Here is a 17,852-nt window from a genome sequence, read left to right on the forward strand (position 1 = left end):
CGCCCGTCCATGCGTGACATCGACGGCGACGCGGTCGCGATCACGGGCGCGAGTTCGGGCATCGGCGCGGCGACGGCGCGGACGCTCGCGGCGGCGGGCGTCGACCTGGCGCTGGGCGCCAGACGCGAGGACCGGCTGGCCGACCTCGCGGCCGAACTGGAGACCGAACACGGCGTCCGCGTCGAGGCGACCGCCGTCGACGTGACCGAGCGCGAGCGGGTCGAGGCGTTCGTCGAGGGCGCCGCGGAGGCGCTCGACGGGCTCGACGGCGTGGTCGTCAACGCCGGCGTCGGCCTCGACGGCGACCTCGACTCGATGTCGATCGACGACTACCGCACGATGATGGGCGTCAACGTCGACGGCGCCTTTCACACGGCGCGGGCGGCGCTCCCGCACCTCCGCGAGTCCGACGGGACGCTCGTGTTCGTCGCCAGCTTCGCGGGCGAGTACCCCCGCCCCGGTAACCCGGTGTACGCCGCGAGCAAGTGGTGGGTCCGCGGCTTCGCCCACAGTCTCGAGGGCAGCGTCGGTCCCGACGGCGTCGCCGTCAGCGTCGTCAACCCCACCGAGGTGCGCACCGAGTTCGCCAGCGAGCAGGGGGCGTCCTTCGAGGAGCAGTTCGACTCCGAGGACGTGACGGACCCGGGAGCCATCGCGGACGGCATCCGCTTTTGTCTCTCCCAGGAGGGTACCGATACCGTGAGCGAACTCGACCTGTACCGACGCGATAAGTTCTCCGGGTGGTGAGGCGCCCGGCGCGGTCGTTCGCCGCTGCTCACGCCGCCCCGAGACTGCCGCCGGATCTGATAGAAACAACTGTTAACTCCGACCACGTCATTAGATCACACGGGTGATCCCCGATGTGCCACTTCGAACGCTACAGAGCCGAAGGCGAGTACGAGTTCCCGAAGGAACCTGAGGAACGCGACGGGGAAGCCGAGTTCGAGGACGAGTTCGAGGCGGCCGAGGACGTCCGCATCGTCGCCGACGGCGGCGACGAATAGCGTCCCCGGACCGCGGACCAGTCGCGGGCGACCGCGACCGGCTGGCGCGCACCGGCGACGGCGGACGGTTGCTCGTCGCGGTCGCCCACCCGCGATCGATTCTTTTCCACGTTCCGTGAGGTGCCGACCATGGGCACGATCGACGACCCCTACCGGCTGGTCGAGTGTTCCGACTGCGGCGCCCTCGCCGTCGGCGGGGACGAGGTCGGGTGTTGCGGGTCCGCGATGACCCCCGTCGGCCGGCCGGGCGACGACGCGACAGACGCCACGCCGTCGCCGGGCGCTCCCGACCGCGCGGACGACTTCGGGGATCCCCCGGAGCCGGACCTGGACGAACTCCTCCGGGTCGTGTTCGGCATGTCGCCGGCGGAGCTCGACGTCTGTCTGTGTGTCATGGAACACGGGACGGTCTCGGTCGCAGAGCTGACCGACCGCGTCGACTACGACCGCAGCGTCGTCGCTCGCCACCTCAACCACCTCGCGGATCTGGGGGTCGTCGAGAAGCGACGGCAGATCCTCGACCGCGGCGGCGACGTGTACGTGTACACCCCGGAACCGCCCGAAACCGTTCGCCGGCGGTTTCGCGAGACGTTCCTCCGGTGGGCCGCCGTCGGCGTCGACCGCATCGACGACCTGAGCCGCGAGAAGGTCGAGGGGATCGCCGAGGCGGCGTCGGCGACCGAATGGACCGTGTTCAGGGAGTCGTAGCCCCGGCGGAGATCGGAACGGGACGCCCGACCCGGGGAGGGTGTCCCTCCCCGGTGCGGGCCGTTCAGACCGCGTCGTCGATCGCGACGTAGACGCCGCCGAGGACCAGCCCGTAGACGACGTGCCACAGCAGCGACGGCGCCGCGAAGTTGGGCAGCGGCGGACTCGCCGGCGACCCGACGGCGCTCAGCCACACCGGCATCACCAGCGCCGCGAGGACCGCCCAGGTGACGACGCCCCAGCCGACGCCGAGGCCGACCACCTTCGCGTCGGAGTCGAGACCGACCGCGCCGGCGATGCCGGCGAAGGCGACCCCGAGTACCGCGCCGTGAGAGACGTGGACCACCATCCCGACCCCCGGGTTCGGCGGCGGCGCGAGCCCGTACAGCGACGGGATCGCGACCGCGATCGTCGGGGGATTCATGGCGATCACCAGCACGCCCATCGCGATCCCGCCGGCGATCCCGGCGAGCGTTCCCGCGCGCCAGTTGCCCGGCGGCGATTCGGTACCGTGTGCGGACTCAGTCTGTGTCGACATGCGTGCTCACGGTTCGCTCGGCGGCGACAAGGCGGCGCGCCGGCTGTTCGCACGCGCGGCTCTACGGCGATGGATTGAAATAGGAGTTCGCAACCGGCCCGACCGGTCGGGCCCTCGGCGGTCGGGGGCGCCGCGCTAGAAGGTGATGATCTCGTAGTCGTCGTCGACGAGGCTCCGGATGCTGGGGTGGCCGTCGTGCTCGTCCAGCGTCACGAGGCCGGCGTCCTGGACCGCGTCCTCGACGCCGAAGGCGCCCGAGCAGTAGTCACAGACGGAGGTGTCGTCGCGAACCGACCGATACAGTTCGTGGTAGTCGCTGTCCTCGTCCTCGAGTTCCGGGACCCACTGCGTCCCCGCGCCGTCGAAGACGAGCTCGAGTTCGTCCTCCTCGTTCTCCGCGAACTCCTTGGCCGCCTCCAGCCCGTTCGCGAGTCGACCGAGGTTCTCGTGACCGTCCGTTCCTGCCAGAATGATGATCGCTGCTTTCGTCATGGCGAACTACCGTACCGCAAGCCGACGGAAAACTCGACCGTGGCCGTGCGGCGCCGACGCGCTCGGGCGATGTTTTTATAAAGGCGTTCGCGTCCGCCGGACCGAACGACCGTCGCCGCGGTGTCGGCTGACGATCGCGGCGGCGGAGGCAACCTTATTGTCACACGTTGTCAATGCTCTAGGCATGGGAGTCGAATGTGCGATCTGGCGGGCTTGCACCGGCGAGGAGGCGGTGGCACGCGCGAGCGACGCGTCGCCGCCGCGGTCGTTCCGCAACCGGCCGGCCTGTCGGGCGTGCCTCGACGCGCTCGAGGCGGACCCGACCGTAACCCTGGAGATCGCCGAACGGTTCTCCGCGCGGCCCGCCTGAGCGCTCGCGGCCGTCGTGGGGATCGCGGTCGACTCAGGCGTCCCCGTCGCCGCCGGCGTCCTCCTCGGCCGCCTCGAGGAGCATCACCGCACAGCCCATCAGCGCGACGTTCTTCAGGAAGTTGATCTTGTTGCCCTGGCGTTCGCCGCCCTGCTGGTTCCAGAAGTCGTGAATGACCGGCGTCGTGCTCGCGAAGAACACGATGAGCGCGCCGGCGGCGAGGCGGGGGAACCGCCACAGGATGATGCCGACGTTCGCGACGAACAACATCCCTGTGGCGAACGGGACCGCGACGTCCGGCATCGGGACGCCCTTCTCCTCGGCGATCCCCACGCGCTTGTCGTTGTTGCGGAAGCCGTCGATCGCCATGTACGCGAGGATCCCGCCGTACATGAGCCGCCCGAGCCGGGATGGTGCGTCGCCGGCCATCGTCAGATCGCCTCGATCCGGCTCACGTTCGTCCCCACGCGCCCGACGGTGTGGTACTCCCCGTCGTCGCCGCGGCGGATGATCCGTCCCTCCACGTCGTCGCGGACGTCGGGCACGTCGAACAGCCCGGAGCCACAGAGCACGTCGCCGTCGTGGACGGTCCACGTCTCGATCACCTCGTGGGGTTCGCCGGGGTACGGCACGCGCTCGAAGTCGCGCCCGAAGTTGGTCGACTCGAACAGCGCCGTCTCGTGCTCGTCGTTCACCCACGCCGGCGGCGCCTCCTCGCCGCCGCAGAAGAACACCGTCCCGTCGTGGACGAACACGCGGCGGATGTACGAGAAGTCGTTGCCGCGGTCGACCCGGTTCCACGAGTCGCCGGCGTCGGTCGTCCGCCACAGCCCGCCCTCGCCGACCGCGTGACCGAGGCCGAGGTTCTCCAGGTCGTGGTCGAGGTATCCCGTCGTCGCGAGCCACACGTCCTCGGAGACGGGGAGGATCTGGTGGATGTCGTCGACGATGGTGTCGCGGCGGTCGCGCCACGTCCGCCCGCCGTCGTCGCTCAGGTGGATCCCGCCGGCCTCGACGCCCGCGATGAGGTGATCGGGACGACCCGGCACGACTTCGAGGGCCCGTAGGCGGGCGTAGTGAGGGTCGATCGGCGACTCCCAGTGACCGCGGGAGGGCAGGTCGCGAAAGCCCTTCAGCTCCGCCCACGTCTCGCCCTCGTCGACCGAGCGGAACACGTACGGGTCGTTGGTGCCCGCGTACCACGCGCCGTCGCGGGTCGCGAGGATCGACCACACCTCGCTTTGCCCGGCGTGCCAGAATCGGTCGCCCAGCGGGACGCCCAGATCGGTCCAGGTGTCGCCGCCGTCGGTCGAGCGGAACGCGCCCTCCGAGGAGGCGACGAACACGCCCTCCGTGTGGTCGAACGTGCGGACCGCGGTGACGACGCCACACTCCAGCACTCGCTCCGGATCGCCTCGATCGAACGGGACGGCGTCGACGCGGTACAGCCCCTCGTCGGTCCCGATCAACAGTGACATATCGTGTGTCAACGCATCCCAGATAATAAATATTTACCAAACTGTAAACCGCTAAGTGCCGCCGCGATCACGGTCATTGTAACGACGGTGGCGGCCGCACGCTGGACCGACATCCCGCCGACCCGACGGCGGACGACCGCCCACGACCGCCCACACACACGACCCACCCATGACCGACCACTACCCCACCGCCCGCCCGACGGACGCGACGTACCTGGACGAGGACCTCGACCTTCCGACGGAGCTGCTGAACACGCCGTGGATCGACGGCCACAACCACGCCCACACGCTGTCGTACGAGGACCGCGAGCGGTACGCCCTCTCGGGGTGTGCGGGGATGGTGATGGTCTCGTCGGGCTACCACTGGACCCCGTACAAGCCCGTCCGCGCGTCCGATATCCGCTACCTCTGGGACGACGCGATCAACCGCCGCGCGGCCATCGAGCGCAACCACTTCTTCGAGGCGAAGCTCGGGCTCGGTATCCACACCGGCGTCCGGATCGAGGACCCCGACGCGGTGCTGGAGGCGATGGACGAGTACTGCGAGCTGGAGGAGATCGCGGTCGTCGGCGAGACGGGCGTCACCCCGAGCCAGCACATCGAGGCGTGGGATCTCGACGAACAGCGCGCCGTCGTCGAGGCCCAGATGGGGATCGCCGCCGACCACGACCTCCCCGTGATCCTCCACACGCCGAACACGTCGCCGCCGGCGAAGCGCTCCTACCGCCCCGAACTCGCCACCCCGGGCTACGAGAAGAACCCCGGGCTCGGCACCGAGCCGGTGATCGACGGCGACAACCCGGCGCTGGAGGCGGTGAAGATCGACGTGGCGGCGGCCCGCGACGCCGGGCTCCCCGAGGAGCGGGTGATCGCCTCCCACGTCGACGAGAACAACACGGCGTACCTGATGGAGGAGACCGACTGCTACCTCAGCTACACCATCGGCCACTCGTGGCTCGTCGGCGTCGACGCCGCGACCGTCGCCGACGCCATCGACGAGTACGGCCCCGAGCGGATCATGATCGACACCGACTGCGCGAACGTCCTTCGAACGGACCCGTACGCGATCAAGCGGGCGATGTTCGAGCTGTACCGCTACGGCATCGACGCCGACGACATCCGCACGGTCGTGTGGGAGAACCCGAAGCGCGTGCTCGGGTTCGACGGGTAGTCGACGCATCGGCCGCCAGTTCGGCTCGGTTCGCACCGTCGCGGTCGGACCGCGATCCGGTTCTCTGTGCCGGCTCGATCAGGGTCCTGTTCACGGCCGCGATCGAGGTACCCGACGAGTTCGGGAGCGATCGTATCCCCGAGCGGTCGGCTCACGCCGACAACCGGGGTCGAGAACGACCGCTGAGGCCGGAGCAGGAAGTACCCCATTCTTGATATGCTGGCCGAAAACACCGCCGTATGAACGGTTTGGAACTCACGTTTCGCCTGATCGCCGGTCTCCTTCTCATTCTCGCGAACGGGTTCTTCGTCGCCATCGAGTTCGCACTGACCCGCGTTCGACAGTACCCACGATCCGAGTTCGACGTTCCGGGCCTCCGACGGGCCTGGGAGATGACACAGGACCTCGAGATCTATCTCACGAGCTGTCAGGTCGGCATCTCCGCGACCAGTATCGCCGTCGGCATCGTCGCGGAACCGGCGTTGGCCGCGTTGATCGAACCCGTCTTCGAGAACACGCTGCTCGCGTCGATCGGGGCGGGCGGCATCGTCGCGTTCGTCATCATCAACCTACTCCACCTGACTCACGGGGAACAGACGCCCACGTATCTCGGGGTCGAACGGACGAAATTCGTCGCTCGGTACGGTGCGACCCCGCTCTACTGGTTTGCCAAGGTACTCTATCCCGTTATCGTGATCGGCGACGTCGTCGCCAAGTGGACGCTCGGACTGTTCGGCGTCGAGATGACCGGCGCCTGGCTCGAAACCGAAGCCGACCGTGTCCAATCGCGGGCGGACCTCCGCCACCGACTCGGGTCCTTGCTCGACCGAGGGAACCTCTCCGAGGAGCGCAAAGAGGAGGTCATCAACGCCTTCACCGTCGGCGAAGAGCCCGTCAGCGAAATCATGACCGACCGTGAAGACATCGTGTTCCTCTCGAAAGACGCCCCCGTGCAAGAGAACCTCGATCGGATCGGAACGAGCCCTCACACTCGGTTTCCCCTGATCGGGGATGATATCTCCGATTTCAGGGGCATCGTTTATATCCCTGCGGTTATCGACCGGATCGACGAGCTTCAACGCGTCGAGGTCACGTTAGAGGACATCGCTGCATCGGCGATGACGCTACAAGCGGATACCCTCATCAGCGATGCCGTCGACCGGTTTCAGGAGGAACACCAGGAACTCGCACTCGTGTATTCCGAAGCCGAAGGGACCGTCGTGGGACTGATCACTGCGACGGACGCCCTGGAGGCGGTGATGGGCGAGATCAAGGACCCACTCGATATCGAACTCCAGAACTGAACGAGGAGTCACGGTGAACCGAACGGACTGCGTGAGTCGGTCCTCGTACACTGTGTGAGTTGCGAGGTTCACGGACACACCCACCGGGTGGTGCAGCGACAAGAATATCGACCTACTGGGGTTCGACAGCCCCGCGGGACCGGGCTCCCGCTCGCGCCTACCGATACTCGCAGTCGTTGGTCAGCTCGCCCAGCCCCTCGACGCCGACGGTTACGGTGTCGCCCTCCGCCAGCAACACCGGCGGCTCGCGGTAGACGCCGACGCCCGGTGGCGTTCCGGTGAATATCAGGTCGCCCGGCTTCAGCGTGAACGCCCGACTGCAGAAGGACACCAGCTCGTCGATCCCGAAGATGAGCTGGTCGGTCGAGGAGTCCTGCAGGCGCTCGCCGTTGACCTCGGCGTAGATGTCCAAGTCGTGCGGGTCGTCGACCTCGTCGGCCGTCACGAGTTCCGGGCCGACCGGCGCGAACCCGTCGAGGCTCTTCCCGCGGACCCACTGGCCGTCGCCGTGCTGGAGGTCGCGGGCGGACACGTCGTTGCCGACGAGGTAGCCGGCGACGTGATCCATCGCGTCGTCCTCGTCAACGCGGCGGGCCTCCTCGCCGATCACGACGACGAGTTCCGCCTCGTAGTCGACCTTCTCCGTGTACTCGGGGTCCCAGCCGATCGTGTCGTCGGGCCCGGCGACGGTCGTCGGGAACTTCGAGAACAGCACCGGCGTCTCGGGGATCTCGTTGCCGCCCTCCTCGGCGTGGTCGCGGTAGTTCAGCCCGACGCAGACCACCTTCTCGGGGTCGCTCACGGGCGCGTGTCTGTCCACCTCGGCGGCGTCGTACACGCCGGTTCCGGTCTCCTCGGCGTACTCGACGGCCAGCTCGGCCTTCCGTCGCCACTGCCAGTTCGCGAGCAGGTCGACGGTCGCCTCGGGGATGGCTACCCCCGCGGCCGCGCCGGCCTCGGGAAGTCGTACGATCGTGTCGTCGTCGCGGACGGCGCCGGTCCACGCGGCGTCGTCCTCGGGTGTGCTGTATTGTCCAAATCGCATCTGTGTGTGTCGTGAACGCGGTCGTCGGGGCGGGTGCTGTCGTCGTCGCCGTTCAGAGGTCGATCCCGGCCTCGTCGACGAGCCGGTGGCCCGACTCGACGAACCGGTCGAACTCCTCGTCGACGAGGTCGTTGGTCAACTCGCCGTCCCGCTTGACGGGCTCACCGTCGACGAGCACGGTGTCGATGTGCGAGGCGTCCGACTGGAAGACGATCGTCTGCACCGCCGAGTGCGACGGCGCGGTCATGAAGTCGCTCGCGTCGAGAACCACGACGTCCGCGCGCTTGCCGGGCGTGAGCGTCCCGATCTCGTCGTCGAGCCCGAGCGCGCGGGCGCCCTCGATGGTCGCCATCTCCAGGGTGTCGCGGGCGGTGAGCCCGAGCTCGGTGACCTCCTCGCCGGTCTCGAGGATCTCCTGGTTGCGGAACATCCGCTGGACCTGCATCCCGACCCGCATCTGGCTGCCCATGTCGCCGCTGATGTTCGAGGAGACGTCGACGCCCCACGTCGGGCGACCGCCCGCCTCGAGCACCTTCCCGGTGACGGGGATGCCGTGGCCCATCTGCATCTCCACCTCCGGCGTCGACGAGAAGGAGACGCCCTGCTCGACGGCGTGGGTCACGTCCTCCTGGGTGAAGTGGTTCCCGTGGGCGACGTTCACGTCGGGGCCGAGCATGTCCTCGTAGGCGCCGAAGCCCTGGTACTCGGGGTTGTACTCCGAGGAGGTCCACTGTGCGGCGCCCATGTGGATGGTCGAGAGCGCGTCCAACTCCCGCGCCAGCTCCAGATCGGCGACGGCGGTCTCGTCGGTACAGAAGTCCGGCCCGCGGAGGCCGAGCGCCAGGCTGAGCAGGTCGTCGTCGGCGATCTTCTCGTCGTGAAGCTCGCGGATGTTGTCCTCGGGGAGGCCGACGTCGCTGTCGTACCACCACTTCGCCGCGTCGTCACCCGGCGGGCCGTAGGTGTACACCGCGCGCAGTCCGGCGTCCTGCAGCGCGTCGACGGCGCGCTCGCCGTGTTCGAGCGTGTTGGGGTACGACCAGTCCAAGGCCGTGGTCGTCCCCGTGTAGAGCTTCTCGAAGGCCCCGAAGAGCCCGCCGAGGTACATGTCCTCGGGCTCGTAGAGCCCGGTGATGTTGCCGAGCATGTGCTCGAAGTACTCGCCCATGAGCGACCAGTCGCCGGCGATACCCCTGACCTGCGTCTGTGCGAGGTGAATGTGCGAGTCGACGAGCCCCGGGAAGACGATCTTCCCCGACGCGTCGATCACCTCCGCGTTCGCGTCCGAGAGGTCCTCGCCGACCTCGACGATCTCGCCGTCCTCGATCAGCACGTCGCCGCCGTCGACCTCGCCGATGTCCGGGTCGAGCGTGACGATCGTGCCATCCTTGATGATCGTTTGTCCCATGTCCATCGGCAACATGGGTGTGGGGGTATGAAAGTATTACCATCTGGTAAACGGCGGATCCGGCCGGGTCGAGACAAAGTGCTATATGTGGTTCGGCGCAATCTCCCGGCAATGAGCAAGTCGGACGAGGGGTCCGTTCCCCCGGACACCCGCGAGGACATCATGGAGGCGACGTTCCGCGCCCTCAGCGAGCACGGCTACTCCGCCCTCCGCATGCGCGACATCGGCGAGGAGATGGAGATGACGCGGCAGGTGATCCACTACCACTACGACGGGAAGCAGGACCTCATGTCGAGCTTCCTCGAGTACATCATCGACCAGTACGAGGGCAGCGTCGAGGTCGACGGCGACGCCCCGCCCCGGGAGGAACTGGAGGCGCGCGTGCACCAGTGCCTGTTCGGCCCCGGGTTCGAGGAGTTCTCCCACTGGGACCGGATGAAGGTGTACCACGAACTGTTCACCCACGCCCAGAACGACGAGGAGCACCGCGCCATCTTCAACGAGCACTACGGCCGGATCCGCGGCAGCATCACCGAGGTCGTCGAGGACGGCATCGAGCGGGGCGTCTTCCGCGACACCGACCCCGAGCGGGCCGGGCAACTCATCACCGACATCATCCACGCCGCCCGCGGCCGCAAGCTCTCGCTGGGACACGACGACGCCCCCGAACAGGCGTGGCGCTCCATCGACGAGTTCGTCGTCGACTCGTTGCTCGCCGACGCCGAGCGGTCGGACGCCGAGCGGTCCGACCTCGACGGCTCCGACGCCTGACTGGCCCCGCGGCTCGCTCGCGCCCGCACTCATTTCCCGTCCTCGATCACGCGGAGTCGCGGCTGGCGCTCGCCGTCGCCCTCCCGGAGGGTGAACGACCCCGCGAACGCGACGCGGTCGCCGACGGCCGCGTCGCCGTCGACCTGCGCGATCAGGCCGACGTCGTCGAAGTCGGCCAGCGCGAGCCGGTTCGGCGAGCGAACGTCGCCGGGCGTCACCTCGACGCGGGTCACGGCCCGCACCTCCCCCGCGCCGAGTTCCTCGGTCCCGTGGACCGACGGGTCGCCGCCGCAGTCGGGACACCGTGGCTTGGTGTAGTACCAGCGGCGCCCGCACTCGCGACAGACGAACGCGCGGTCGGCCGGCGGGTCGCCGTCGCGGCCGCGGTCGTCGGCTCCCGTCTCCGATCCGCCGTCGCCCCCGCTCATGCTTCGAGCATCGTGCAGACGCTGTTGTTCCCGAACCCGGCGACGTTGATCGCGAGCCCCCGCGCGGCCCCGTCGACGCGCCGTTCGTCGGGGAGATCGCCCCGGAGTTGCCACACGAGTTCGACGATCTGTGAGATCCCGGTCGCCCCCAGCGGGTGGCCGCGGGCCTTCAACCCGCCACCGGGGTTCACCGGAAGCGCGCCGTCCAGGGCCGTCTCCCCGTCCATCGTCGCCTCCCACGCGGTTCCGGGGTCGTAGAAGCCCAGTTCCTCCAGCTCGATCAGCTCCAGCACGGTGAACGCGTCGTGGATGCACGCCACGTCCACGTCGTCGGGGGCGACGCCCGCGGCGTCGAACAGGCGCTCGCCGGCGACGCGGACGCTCTCGATGGCCAGCGGGTCCGGTCGCTCGGCGACCGGGTGGGTGCCGGTCGCGCTCGCGTGGGCCGTCACTCGGACGGGGCGGTCGCCACCGCGTCCCTCGTCCGTGCCGCCGGCGCCGTCGCGGTCGCCGCGGGTCACGACGACCGCCGCCGCGCCGTCGGTCATCGGGCAGCAGTCGTACAGCCTGAGCGGCTCGGCGACGACCGGCGAGTCGAGCGCGTCGTCGACGGTGACCTCGCGGCGGAACTGCGCGACCTCGTTGGCGACGGCGTTGCGGTGGTTCTTCGCGGCGACGGCCGCCAGCGCCTCCCGGGGGGCGTCGTGCCGGTCGAGGTACGCGCCGGCCGCGAGCCCGCCGAACGACGGGAGCGTGAGCCCCTGCGCGTACTCCCGGGAGTGCGTGAGCCTGCTGATGGCGTCGGTCACGGCCGAGGTGTCGGCCGCGGACATCCGTTCGGCGCCGACGACGAGCGCGACCTCGGAGGCGCCGCTCGCGACCGCCTCGATCCCGCGGTGGACCGCCGTCGCCCCCGTCGCGCTCGTGTTCTCGACGCGGTCGGCGCTGACGCCCTCGAGCCCGAGCGCGCCCGCGAGGGCGTTCGCGAGCCCCGACTGCTGGCCGAGCGCCTCCGCCAGCGCCGTCCCCGCGTGCAGGGAGGTCACGTCTCCCCACTCGATCCCGGCGTCGGCGACGGCCCGCCGGCACGCCGTCGCCGCCAGATCGACGAGCGGGCGGTCGTCGGCGGACGTGAACCGGGTCGTGCCGACGCCGGGCAACGCGATCCGACTCATCAGTCGTCGTCGCTGCCGTCGTCGCCGTCCGCGTCGCCGAAGATCCCCGCGGCCGCCAACTCGTCGAGTTCGGCCTCGGAGTAGCCCAACTCCGCGAACACCTCGCGGTTGTGCTCGCCCAACAGCGGCGGCGCCCGGTCGAAGCCGCTCTCGCCGTTCGCGAACTTCAGCGGGTGCTCGATCACCGGGATCTCGCCCAGCTCGGGGTGTTCGATCTCGGAGACGGCGCCGCGGGCGTCGACCTGCGGGTTGTTCAGCGCCTCCTCTACCTCGTACACCGGACCTGCGGGGACGCCGCCCTCCTCGGCGATGATCTCGATCCACTCGTCGGTCGTCCGCTCCGTGAGCGTCGCCTCGATCTCGGCTTCGAGGGCGTCCTGATGCTCGACGCGGTCGGCGTTCTGCGCGAACCGGTCGTCCGCCGGGAGGTCGGGGCGGTCGATCACCTCGCATAGCTCGTGCCACAGCTTCTCGTTGAGGATGCAGACGTTGATGTACCCGTCCTTCGTCTCGAACGTCTGGTACGGGGCGAGGACGGGGTCCTTCGTCCCCATACGCTTGGGCTCCTCGTCGGCGAAGACCATGCCGGCCTGCTTCGTGAGCCACGGCAGCGTCGCCTCCAGCATTCCCAGATCGATGTACTCGCCCTCGCCGGTCTGCTCGCGGCGGTACAGCGACGCCATCGCGCCGAAGCCGGCCCACATCCCCGTGATGAGGTCGGTCATCGGGACGCCGACCTTCACCGGCTGGCGACCCTCCTCGCCGGTGACGCTCATCAGGCCGCTCATGCCCTGGATGAGCAGGTCGTACCCCGAGCGCTTCGCCCACGGCCCGGTCTGCCCGAACGCGGAGATCGCGAGGTAGATGAGCTGGTCGTTGTACTCGGAGAGGGTGTCGTAGTCGATGTCGAGACGCTCGGCGGTTCCCGGGCGGTAGTTCTGGACGACGACGTCCGCGTGCTCGACCAGCTCGTAGAACGCCTCCTTCGCGCGGTCGTTCTTCAGGTCGAGTTCGAGGCTCTGCTTGCCGTAGTTGACGGTCCAGTAGTACGGCGACTCCCCCTGGATGAACGGCGGCCCCGAGTGGCGGATCGCGTCGCCGTACCCCGGCTGCTCGACTTTGATCACCTCCGCCCCGAGGTTGGCCAGCATCGCCGAACTGAACCCGCCGGTCACGAACGTCGAGAGATCGAGGACCTTCACGCCCTCGAGCATCTTCCCCTGCGTCGATGGTGGATCGGTGTCGGTGTCGGACATTTGTGGTGTTCCGTGCCGCGGGGTATCCCGCCGCGTCTTCGTCGCCTCCCGTTTTGCTTACCGCTCGGTAAAGGTTTCGGCGACGGCGGCGGGATCCCTCGCTCACGTTCACCGGTCCATGTTCACCGGTCCAAGTGCCACGCGGCCCCGAGCGCCTCGACGATCGGAGCGGGGTCGGACACGTGGGCGACCGACAGCGACCGGTTCGCGTTCGCGTCGTCGTCGTTCACTTCCTCGGGGTCGGGCACCGTGAGCCCGACGTCGGGGCCGGCGTCGTCGTCGGCGCCGCCGATATCGAGCGTCCGGGTGTCGAACACGCGGTCGACCGCGTCGCGGGCGACGCTCGCGTCGGTCACGGCGGTCCCCTCGATGCGCGCCTGCGGCTCGTCGAGCAGGCGGTCGTACACCACGAGCACGCCGTCGTAGGCGCGGTACTCGACGCTCCCGTAGGCGAGATAGCGTCCGGCCGCTCGGAATCCCACGAACGCGACCAGCGCGAGCGCGGGCCAGACCGCCAGCGACCACGCCCCGAGACCCGCGAAGAGGATCACGATCCCCCACACCACGAGCACGGCGCTCGACAGCGAGTACGTCAGCCCCCGGACCGCGGCGTCGGCGACGGCGACGCGGCGGGGCGGCCGGACCGTGACGACCGGGTCGCCGTCGGGCACCGCGACCGGCTCCGGATCGATCTCGGTCTCGGCGCTCCCGTAGAACCGATAGAACCACCCGCGCCGGTCGGGGTCGCGCTCGATCTGCAGCGTCCGGAGATCGAACGCGAGCTTTCCGGCGACGACGAGCCCGAGCACGGCGTCGCCGGCGACGCCCGACCCCGCCAGTCCCCCGGCGACGAACACGAGCCCCCCGACGGCGAACAGGTGCATGAACGGGACCAACAGCACCGAACGCGGGGAGTGATCGCGGTAGCCGCCGCCGCGGAAGTAGTCCGCCCACGTCTCGTATCCGCGGCCGGCGACCACGGCCAGCCCGCCGAGCAGCAGTTGCTCGGCCACGGCGTCGGTGACCGTCGGGTCCGGCAGCGCGAACACCGTGAACGCGACCACCGTCTCCAGGGGAGCGAGGAAACACGCGACCACGAGCAGCGTCGGGAGGTTCCGGAGGTAGACCGGCGGGATCGGGCCGGGGAGGGTGATCTCCCCGCGCTTCGTCTGGAACGGCCCGAACAGCCGCGAGTCGTCGTCGATCGCGTTGTTCGGGCGCTTCGCGGCGAAGGGGACCTTCGGAACCGCCCACCAGACGCCGGCGATCACGTCGACGACGAACACCCCCAGCAGGACCGTCGTCGACCACCCGAGCGCGAGGACGCCGACCGGGGCGACGAGGTTCGACGCGAGCACCGCGAGGGGACCGGACCGAAGCGCGGGCGGGGCGGGGAGGGCCGATCGCACACACGCCCGTCACCGCGGATCGGGAAACGTGCTGTGGTTCGCCTCGACGCCGGGAGAAGCGCTGAACGAGCGGGAGAGACGGGTGGAAGGAGCGAACGAGCGGGACGGATGAGAGGAGCCGACCGAGGACGCTATTCCTTCGGAAGTCGCGCGACGAACTCGCCGGGGCCGCGCTGTTCGACCTCGTAGCCGTCGGCGTCGAAGTCGTCGACCTCGGCGTCGAACTCGTAGAACAACGGCTGCGGGTCGTGGTCGTTGATCAGCTCCAGCGACTCGCCGGCATCGAGGTCCGCGAACGCGTCGTGGATGGTCGGATGGCGCTTCGCCGGCGGGATGTCTCGGACGTCGATCGTTTCGGCTGGCATGCGTTCGACCGTCGGGTCGCCATCGGGGTAGCCTTCGCCCCGAACGTCTTCGAACCCGCCCCGCGGTCGGTCACGCGTGCTCGACGGCGACGCGCCACTCGTCCTCGCTCGCGTGCGTGGTCCGGTGGGTGAACCCGCGACGGTCGAGTTCCGCATACAGCGGCTCGGGCTCGAAGCTGTTGACGATCACCAGCGTCTCCTCCCGTCCCAGGTCCGCCAGCGCGTCCACGATCGGGTCGAACGGCGGCTCGTCGATCTCACGGACGTCGAGGACGTGGGTGTCATCGTCGGACGCCCCGTGTGCGTCCTCCTCGGTCGGATCGGAGGCGTCTCGCGTGCGTGTCATACCCCCGACTTCGGTCGGGAGAACGGTGGGCGTTCGCCCGATGATGTTCGCGCCGAGTCGGCCGGTCACTCGCGTCGCCGCTTGCGACGCTCCAGATACGCGAGGGCGCCGAGGACGTTCACGACCGGCATCGCCGCGGCGTGGACCCAGATCCCGTCGGGCGGGTCGGGGAGCCGGCGCATGTCGAGATATATCAGGAGCGGGATCGCCAACTCGACCGCGAGGAAGGCAAGGAGCGCCAGCCTGAGCGGCCGCGACGCCGACGCGAGAAACGAGCCGTCGCCGAACAGGCCGGCGGCCACGAGCACGAACAGCGCCGCGACGGCCGCCAGCTCCGCCAGGGTCCACCCCCACAGCGCCCGTACCGTCTCGTCGGAGACCATGGAACGACCTGTCGATCCGCCCCACGGGGACAAATCCCTGCCGCCGGGTTCCGATGGACATGCACGTCGACCTCGGCGGCCCCGGGGCGACGCTCGGTTCGCCGTCCGGCTTTCCCTCCCGCGGTCCGGGGACGCCGTATTTACTCCTCGCGGCCCGAGGGCGTCGTATGGACGACGCGGACGAGGCGACGCTCGCGGAGTTGGCGTCGGCGCTGGCGGACGCGGAGACCGCGGTCGCGCTGACGGGCGCGGGGATCTCCGCGCCCTCGGGCGTGCCCACCTTCCGCGGCGAGGACGGTGTCTGGGGTAACGAGTTCGACCCCGAAGACTTCCGTATCGGTCGCCTCCGCCGTGATCCCGCCGGGTTCTGGCGGGACCGCGTCGACCTCCACGACCGGCTGTTCCCGGACAGTGTCGAGCCCAACTCGGCGCACGAGGCGCTGGCGTCGCTGGAGGCCGCCGGCAGGCTCGAAGCGGTCGTCACGCAGAACACCGACGGGTTCCACGCGGCCGCCGGGTCGGAGACGGTCCTCGAACTCCACGGCAACGCCGCGCGGGTCGCCTGCGTCGACTGCGGGGCGACGCGGCCCGCCGAGCCCGTTCACGAGCGGGTCCGGACGGCGATCGAGGCCGGGGACGGGGAGGCCCTCCCGCCGACGTGTCCCGACTGCGGCGGCCTCGTGAAGCCGGACGTGGTGCTGTTCGGCGAATCGCTCCCTCGCAGCACGTTTCAGCGGGCACAGGCGTTCGCGGCCGACAGCGACGTCTTCCTCGCGATCGGGTCCTCTCTGGAGGTCGAGCCGGCGGCGTCGCTCCCGAGGCAGGCTGCCGCGGGCGGGACGCTGGCGATCGTCAACCTCGCGTCGACGCGGGCCGACGGACGGGCGGACATCCGCTTGCGTGCCGACGTGACGGACGTGTTGCCCGCGCTCGCGGCGCGGCTGGACGCCGATTGAGCGGGGCGCGGATCGAGTGGGGTGTGGAACGACACGGACGGTATCGTGAGGTTCGGACCTCGCGGATAGTTCGTGGTCGAATTGGGATCCACAGCTGGTGATCCGTACACCCGAGAATTAGCGGCTATCCCTGTCGAATTTCCCACTTCTGTTTGTAAGGATCTCGACCCGACACCGGTACGTAACATCCAATACCCGCTTGTATCCCCGCGTGACCGCATGTACGCTCCTTACGACTTCTGAGGGTCACACCGATACCCAGTCCCTCGTCGTCATCGTGACCAGCTGAGTGCGAAAAAACAGCGGTACACCTTGTCACTCCAGGGGATTCCTCAGTTCAGTAGACTCTCAGACCACGACGACCGGTACCAGATACCCACGGAATCTGGATACACCGTAGCGAGCGAGCCGTACAACAGCGATTTCATCCAATAGCACACGACCCCAGAATGCGAACGACTATCCTGCGAATCCGCAGGCGTTGGACAGTCTACCGCCTGATGTCGCAAGCTCACCCTGACGATCGAACGAAATCGGAGCCTTCACGAGCGTGATCGAGGACGACAAAGCCAGTCGCTCAACCCCGATACACACCGGATTTCACGATATTCGACAGGAAGGCCGGAGTCACTCTCGTTGGTAGGTGTATGATAAAGAGACCGCCGGTGTGGCGATTTCTCTCGGTCTTATTCGGCGCCACGGCGGTCAGTCATCTCGCTCGGATACATCCGCGCTCACACGCCTCAAAGCGGGGAACGAGCCGTCTGTATCCGGGTGACCTGGGTCCGCTAGCAGTCGAGGTCGTCGATTTTGGTAGCGAACCGTCCGCTCCGTCGGGTGTACCAACCGGGGCTGCCGAACTATCCCTCTGGTGGTAGATGTCAGGGGCCGTGCTGAACAGCCGACGCGTCTCGGCAACCAGGTTCACACCTTGAGAGACCCGTTGTGGCACGGGATACATGGGGGTGAGTGTCCGATCCTGAAGAGGGATTCACTGGCTCCGTCTCACAGTGATCACGATGATGGAGAACATTCGATCTCTCCCGACCATACGAAGATCGAAGTCCTGGAGAAGGCGTTTAGGTGGGGGCGGATGGTAGAGGTCAGTGTTAAGAGCCGAGCGAACGTCAGTTGGCTTGGATGGGGATTTTGAGTACACTCCGCCACGCTGTCGCACAAAAGCCTACGCTCGTGTGGGAGTGCCGACATTGTGGAGAAACCCTCTCTGAGAACACCGACGAGTGT

General features: G+C 68.6%; 21 protein-coding genes. 8 read left to right on the forward strand and 13 right to left on the reverse strand.

The genetic code is table 11. From position 1 onward, the window contains the following. Positions 1 to 9 precede the first annotated feature (9 nt). The 3 genes from K6T36_RS11045 to K6T36_RS11055 all read left to right on the forward strand — a co-directional run bounded on the left by K6T36_RS11045 (position 10) and on the right by K6T36_RS11055 (position 1,712). Positions 10 to 747, forward strand: a complete 738-nt coding sequence (locus K6T36_RS11045; RefSeq protein ID WP_222921329.1) for an SDR family oxidoreductase — start codon at positions 10 to 12, stop codon at positions 745 to 747. 113 nt (positions 748 to 860) lie between these two features. Then, entirely contained in the window at positions 861 to 1,004 is a 144-nt protein-coding gene (locus K6T36_RS11050) for a hypothetical protein (RefSeq protein WP_222921330.1), read from the forward strand. A 129-nt stretch (positions 1,005 to 1,133) separates the two neighbouring features. Continuing rightward, entirely contained in the window at positions 1,134 to 1,712 is a 579-nt protein-coding gene (locus K6T36_RS11055; protein WP_222921331.1) for a MarR family transcriptional regulator, read from the forward strand. A gap of 64 nt (positions 1,713 to 1,776) precedes the next feature. Here the strand turns inward: K6T36_RS11055 and K6T36_RS11060 are convergent, their stop codons facing one another. Together K6T36_RS11060 and K6T36_RS11065 are read right to left on the reverse strand one after the other, a co-directional pair. Continuing rightward, on the reverse strand, positions 1,777 to 2,250 hold the full coding sequence (locus K6T36_RS11060) for a DUF6789 family protein (protein ID WP_222921332.1): 474 nt from the start codon (positions 2,248 to 2,250) through the stop codon (positions 1,777 to 1,779). Between the two features lie 135 nt (positions 2,251 to 2,385). Next, entirely contained in the window at positions 2,386 to 2,742 is a 357-nt protein-coding gene (locus K6T36_RS11065) for a DsrE family protein (protein WP_222921333.1), read from the reverse strand. A 184-nt stretch (positions 2,743 to 2,926) separates the two neighbouring features. On the opposite strand from K6T36_RS11065, the gene K6T36_RS11070 reads away from it, so the two are divergent. Continuing rightward, positions 2,927 to 3,112, forward strand: a complete 186-nt coding sequence (locus K6T36_RS11070) for a hypothetical protein (RefSeq protein ID WP_222921334.1) — start codon at positions 2,927 to 2,929, stop codon at positions 3,110 to 3,112. Positions 3,113 to 3,145: 33 nt separating this feature from the next. Here K6T36_RS11070 and K6T36_RS11075 read toward each other — a convergent pair whose 3' ends face one another. Both K6T36_RS11075 and K6T36_RS11080 read right to left on the reverse strand, forming a co-directional pair. Next, positions 3,146 to 3,541 (reverse strand): DoxX family protein, encoded by a 396-nt coding sequence (locus K6T36_RS11075; RefSeq protein WP_222921335.1) that lies wholly within the window; start codon positions 3,539 to 3,541, stop codon positions 3,146 to 3,148. Positions 3,542 to 3,543: 2 nt separating this feature from the next. Further along, positions 3,544 to 4,590 (reverse strand): WD40/YVTN/BNR-like repeat-containing protein, encoded by a 1,047-nt coding sequence (locus tag K6T36_RS11080; protein WP_222921336.1) that lies wholly within the window; start codon positions 4,588 to 4,590, stop codon positions 3,544 to 3,546. A gap of 169 nt (positions 4,591 to 4,759) precedes the next feature. On the opposite strand from K6T36_RS11080, the gene K6T36_RS11085 reads away from it, so the two are divergent. Both K6T36_RS11085 and K6T36_RS11090 read left to right on the forward strand, forming a co-directional pair. Continuing rightward, the gene (locus K6T36_RS11085) at positions 4,760 to 5,761 is read left to right on the forward strand and encodes a TatD family hydrolase (RefSeq protein WP_222921337.1); all 1,002 of its coding nucleotides are present in this window, start codon (positions 4,760 to 4,762) and stop codon (positions 5,759 to 5,761) included. 239 nt (positions 5,762 to 6,000) lie between these two features. Then, positions 6,001 to 7,065: a CNNM domain-containing protein gene (locus K6T36_RS11090; RefSeq protein WP_222921338.1), complete on the forward strand. Its 1,065-nt coding sequence runs from the start codon at positions 6,001 to 6,003 to the stop codon at positions 7,063 to 7,065. A gap of 157 nt (positions 7,066 to 7,222) precedes the next feature. Here the strand turns inward: K6T36_RS11090 and K6T36_RS11095 are convergent, their stop codons facing one another. Together K6T36_RS11095 and K6T36_RS11100 are read right to left on the reverse strand one after the other, a co-directional pair. Then, positions 7,223 to 8,110, reverse strand: a complete 888-nt coding sequence (locus K6T36_RS11095) for a fumarylacetoacetate hydrolase family protein (protein WP_222921339.1) — start codon at positions 8,108 to 8,110, stop codon at positions 7,223 to 7,225. A 52-nt stretch (positions 8,111 to 8,162) separates the two neighbouring features. After that, on the reverse strand, positions 8,163 to 9,518 hold the full coding sequence (locus K6T36_RS11100) for an amidohydrolase family protein (protein WP_222921340.1): 1,356 nt from the start codon (positions 9,516 to 9,518) through the stop codon (positions 8,163 to 8,165). 111 nt (positions 9,519 to 9,629) lie between these two features. Between K6T36_RS11100 and K6T36_RS11105 the strand changes: the two genes are divergently transcribed. Next, positions 9,630 to 10,289, forward strand: coding sequence for a TetR/AcrR family transcriptional regulator (locus K6T36_RS11105; RefSeq protein ID WP_225935102.1), 660 nt, complete (start codon positions 9,630 to 9,632; stop codon positions 10,287 to 10,289). 29 nt (positions 10,290 to 10,318) lie between these two features. Here K6T36_RS11105 and K6T36_RS11110 read toward each other — a convergent pair whose 3' ends face one another. From K6T36_RS11110 to K6T36_RS11140, 7 genes are all read right to left on the reverse strand, one after another. Continuing rightward, positions 10,319 to 10,717: a PhlB family protein gene (locus K6T36_RS11110; RefSeq protein ID WP_222921341.1), complete on the reverse strand. Its 399-nt coding sequence runs from the start codon at positions 10,715 to 10,717 to the stop codon at positions 10,319 to 10,321. Next, on the reverse strand, positions 10,714 to 11,892 hold the full coding sequence (locus K6T36_RS11115; RefSeq protein ID WP_390182329.1) for a thiolase family protein: 1,179 nt from the start codon (positions 11,890 to 11,892) through the stop codon (positions 10,714 to 10,716). Before K6T36_RS11115 ends, K6T36_RS11110 begins: the two co-directional genes overlap by 4 nt. Continuing rightward, positions 11,892 to 13,148, reverse strand: a complete 1,257-nt coding sequence (locus tag K6T36_RS11120) for a CaiB/BaiF CoA transferase family protein (RefSeq protein ID WP_222921342.1) — start codon at positions 13,146 to 13,148, stop codon at positions 11,892 to 11,894. Before K6T36_RS11120 ends, K6T36_RS11115 begins: the two co-directional genes overlap by 1 nt. Positions 13,149 to 13,270: 122 nt before the next feature. Next, positions 13,271 to 14,557 (reverse strand): DUF6498-containing protein, encoded by a 1,287-nt coding sequence (locus K6T36_RS11125; protein ID WP_222921343.1) that lies wholly within the window; start codon positions 14,555 to 14,557, stop codon positions 13,271 to 13,273. Between the two features lie 131 nt (positions 14,558 to 14,688). Continuing rightward, positions 14,689 to 14,922 carry a DUF2249 domain-containing protein gene (locus K6T36_RS11130; RefSeq protein WP_222921344.1) on the reverse strand — a complete coding sequence of 78 codons (234 nt, stop codon included), beginning with the start codon at positions 14,920 to 14,922 and terminating at the stop codon, positions 14,689 to 14,691. Between the two features lie 70 nt (positions 14,923 to 14,992). Continuing rightward, complete coding sequence (locus tag K6T36_RS11135; RefSeq protein WP_222921345.1) at positions 14,993 to 15,268, reverse strand: DUF2249 domain-containing protein; 276 nt, start codon at positions 15,266 to 15,268, stop codon at positions 14,993 to 14,995. Positions 15,269 to 15,333: 65 nt separating this feature from the next. Then, complete coding sequence (locus tag K6T36_RS11140; protein ID WP_222921346.1) at positions 15,334 to 15,651, reverse strand: hypothetical protein; 318 nt, start codon at positions 15,649 to 15,651, stop codon at positions 15,334 to 15,336. A gap of 167 nt (positions 15,652 to 15,818) precedes the next feature. On the opposite strand from K6T36_RS11140, the gene K6T36_RS11145 reads away from it, so the two are divergent. Next, complete coding sequence (locus K6T36_RS11145; RefSeq protein WP_222921347.1) at positions 15,819 to 16,607, forward strand: Sir2 family NAD-dependent protein deacetylase; 789 nt, start codon at positions 15,819 to 15,821, stop codon at positions 16,605 to 16,607. The last annotated feature ends 1,245 nt before the right edge of the window (positions 16,608 to 17,852 follow it).

It is taken from the genome of Halobaculum roseum (assembly GCF_019880245.1).
Lineage (GTDB): Archaea > Halobacteriota > Halobacteria > Halobacteriales > Haloferacaceae > Halobaculum > Halobaculum roseum.

Excerpts from the sequence above, each read along its gene's own strand:
- K6T36_RS11095 (WP_222921339.1), bottom strand. The coding sequence starts at position 8,110 with ATGCGATTTGGACAATACAGCACACCCGAGGACGACGCCGCGTGGACC.
- K6T36_RS11115 (WP_390182329.1), bottom strand. The coding sequence starts at position 11,892 with ATGAGTCGGATCGCGTTGCCCGGCGTCGGCACGACCCGGTTCACGTCC.
- K6T36_RS11090 (WP_222921338.1), top strand. The coding sequence starts at position 6,001 with ATGAACGGTTTGGAACTCACGTTTCGCCTGATCGCCGGTCTCCTTCTC.
- K6T36_RS11055 (WP_222921331.1), top strand. The coding sequence starts at position 1,134 with ATGGGCACGATCGACGACCCCTACCGGCTGGTCGAGTGTTCCGACTGC.
- K6T36_RS11070 (WP_222921334.1), top strand. The coding sequence starts at position 2,927 with ATGGGAGTCGAATGTGCGATCTGGCGGGCTTGCACCGGCGAGGAGGCG.
- K6T36_RS11105 (WP_225935102.1), top strand. The coding sequence starts at position 9,630 with ATGAGCAAGTCGGACGAGGGGTCCGTTCCCCCGGACACCCGCGAGGAC.
- K6T36_RS11045 (WP_222921329.1), top strand. The coding sequence starts at position 10 with ATGCGTGACATCGACGGCGACGCGGTCGCGATCACGGGCGCGAGTTCG.
- K6T36_RS11140 (WP_222921346.1), bottom strand. The coding sequence starts at position 15,651 with ATGGTCTCCGACGAGACGGTACGGGCGCTGTGGGGGTGGACCCTGGCG.
- K6T36_RS11060 (WP_222921332.1), bottom strand. The coding sequence starts at position 2,250 with ATGTCGACACAGACTGAGTCCGCACACGGTACCGAATCGCCGCCGGGC.
- K6T36_RS11085 (WP_222921337.1), top strand. The coding sequence starts at position 4,760 with ATGACCGACCACTACCCCACCGCCCGCCCGACGGACGCGACGTACCTG.
- K6T36_RS11135 (WP_222921345.1), bottom strand. The coding sequence starts at position 15,268 with ATGACACGCACGCGAGACGCCTCCGATCCGACCGAGGAGGACGCACAC.
- K6T36_RS11110 (WP_222921341.1), bottom strand. The coding sequence starts at position 10,717 with ATGAGCGGGGGCGACGGCGGATCGGAGACGGGAGCCGACGACCGCGGC.
- K6T36_RS11080 (WP_222921336.1), bottom strand. The coding sequence starts at position 4,590 with ATGTCACTGTTGATCGGGACCGACGAGGGGCTGTACCGCGTCGACGCC.
- K6T36_RS11075 (WP_222921335.1), bottom strand. The coding sequence starts at position 3,541 with ATGGCCGGCGACGCACCATCCCGGCTCGGGCGGCTCATGTACGGCGGG.
- K6T36_RS11100 (WP_222921340.1), bottom strand. The coding sequence starts at position 9,518 with ATGGGACAAACGATCATCAAGGATGGCACGATCGTCACGCTCGACCCG.
- K6T36_RS11065 (WP_222921333.1), bottom strand. The coding sequence starts at position 2,742 with ATGACGAAAGCAGCGATCATCATTCTGGCAGGAACGGACGGTCACGAG.
- K6T36_RS11145 (WP_222921347.1), top strand. The coding sequence starts at position 15,819 with ATGGACGACGCGGACGAGGCGACGCTCGCGGAGTTGGCGTCGGCGCTG.
- K6T36_RS11130 (WP_222921344.1), bottom strand. The coding sequence starts at position 14,922 with ATGCCAGCCGAAACGATCGACGTCCGAGACATCCCGCCGGCGAAGCGC.
- K6T36_RS11120 (WP_222921342.1), bottom strand. The coding sequence starts at position 13,148 with ATGTCCGACACCGACACCGATCCACCATCGACGCAGGGGAAGATGCTC.
- K6T36_RS11050 (WP_222921330.1), top strand. The coding sequence starts at position 861 with ATGTGCCACTTCGAACGCTACAGAGCCGAAGGCGAGTACGAGTTCCCG.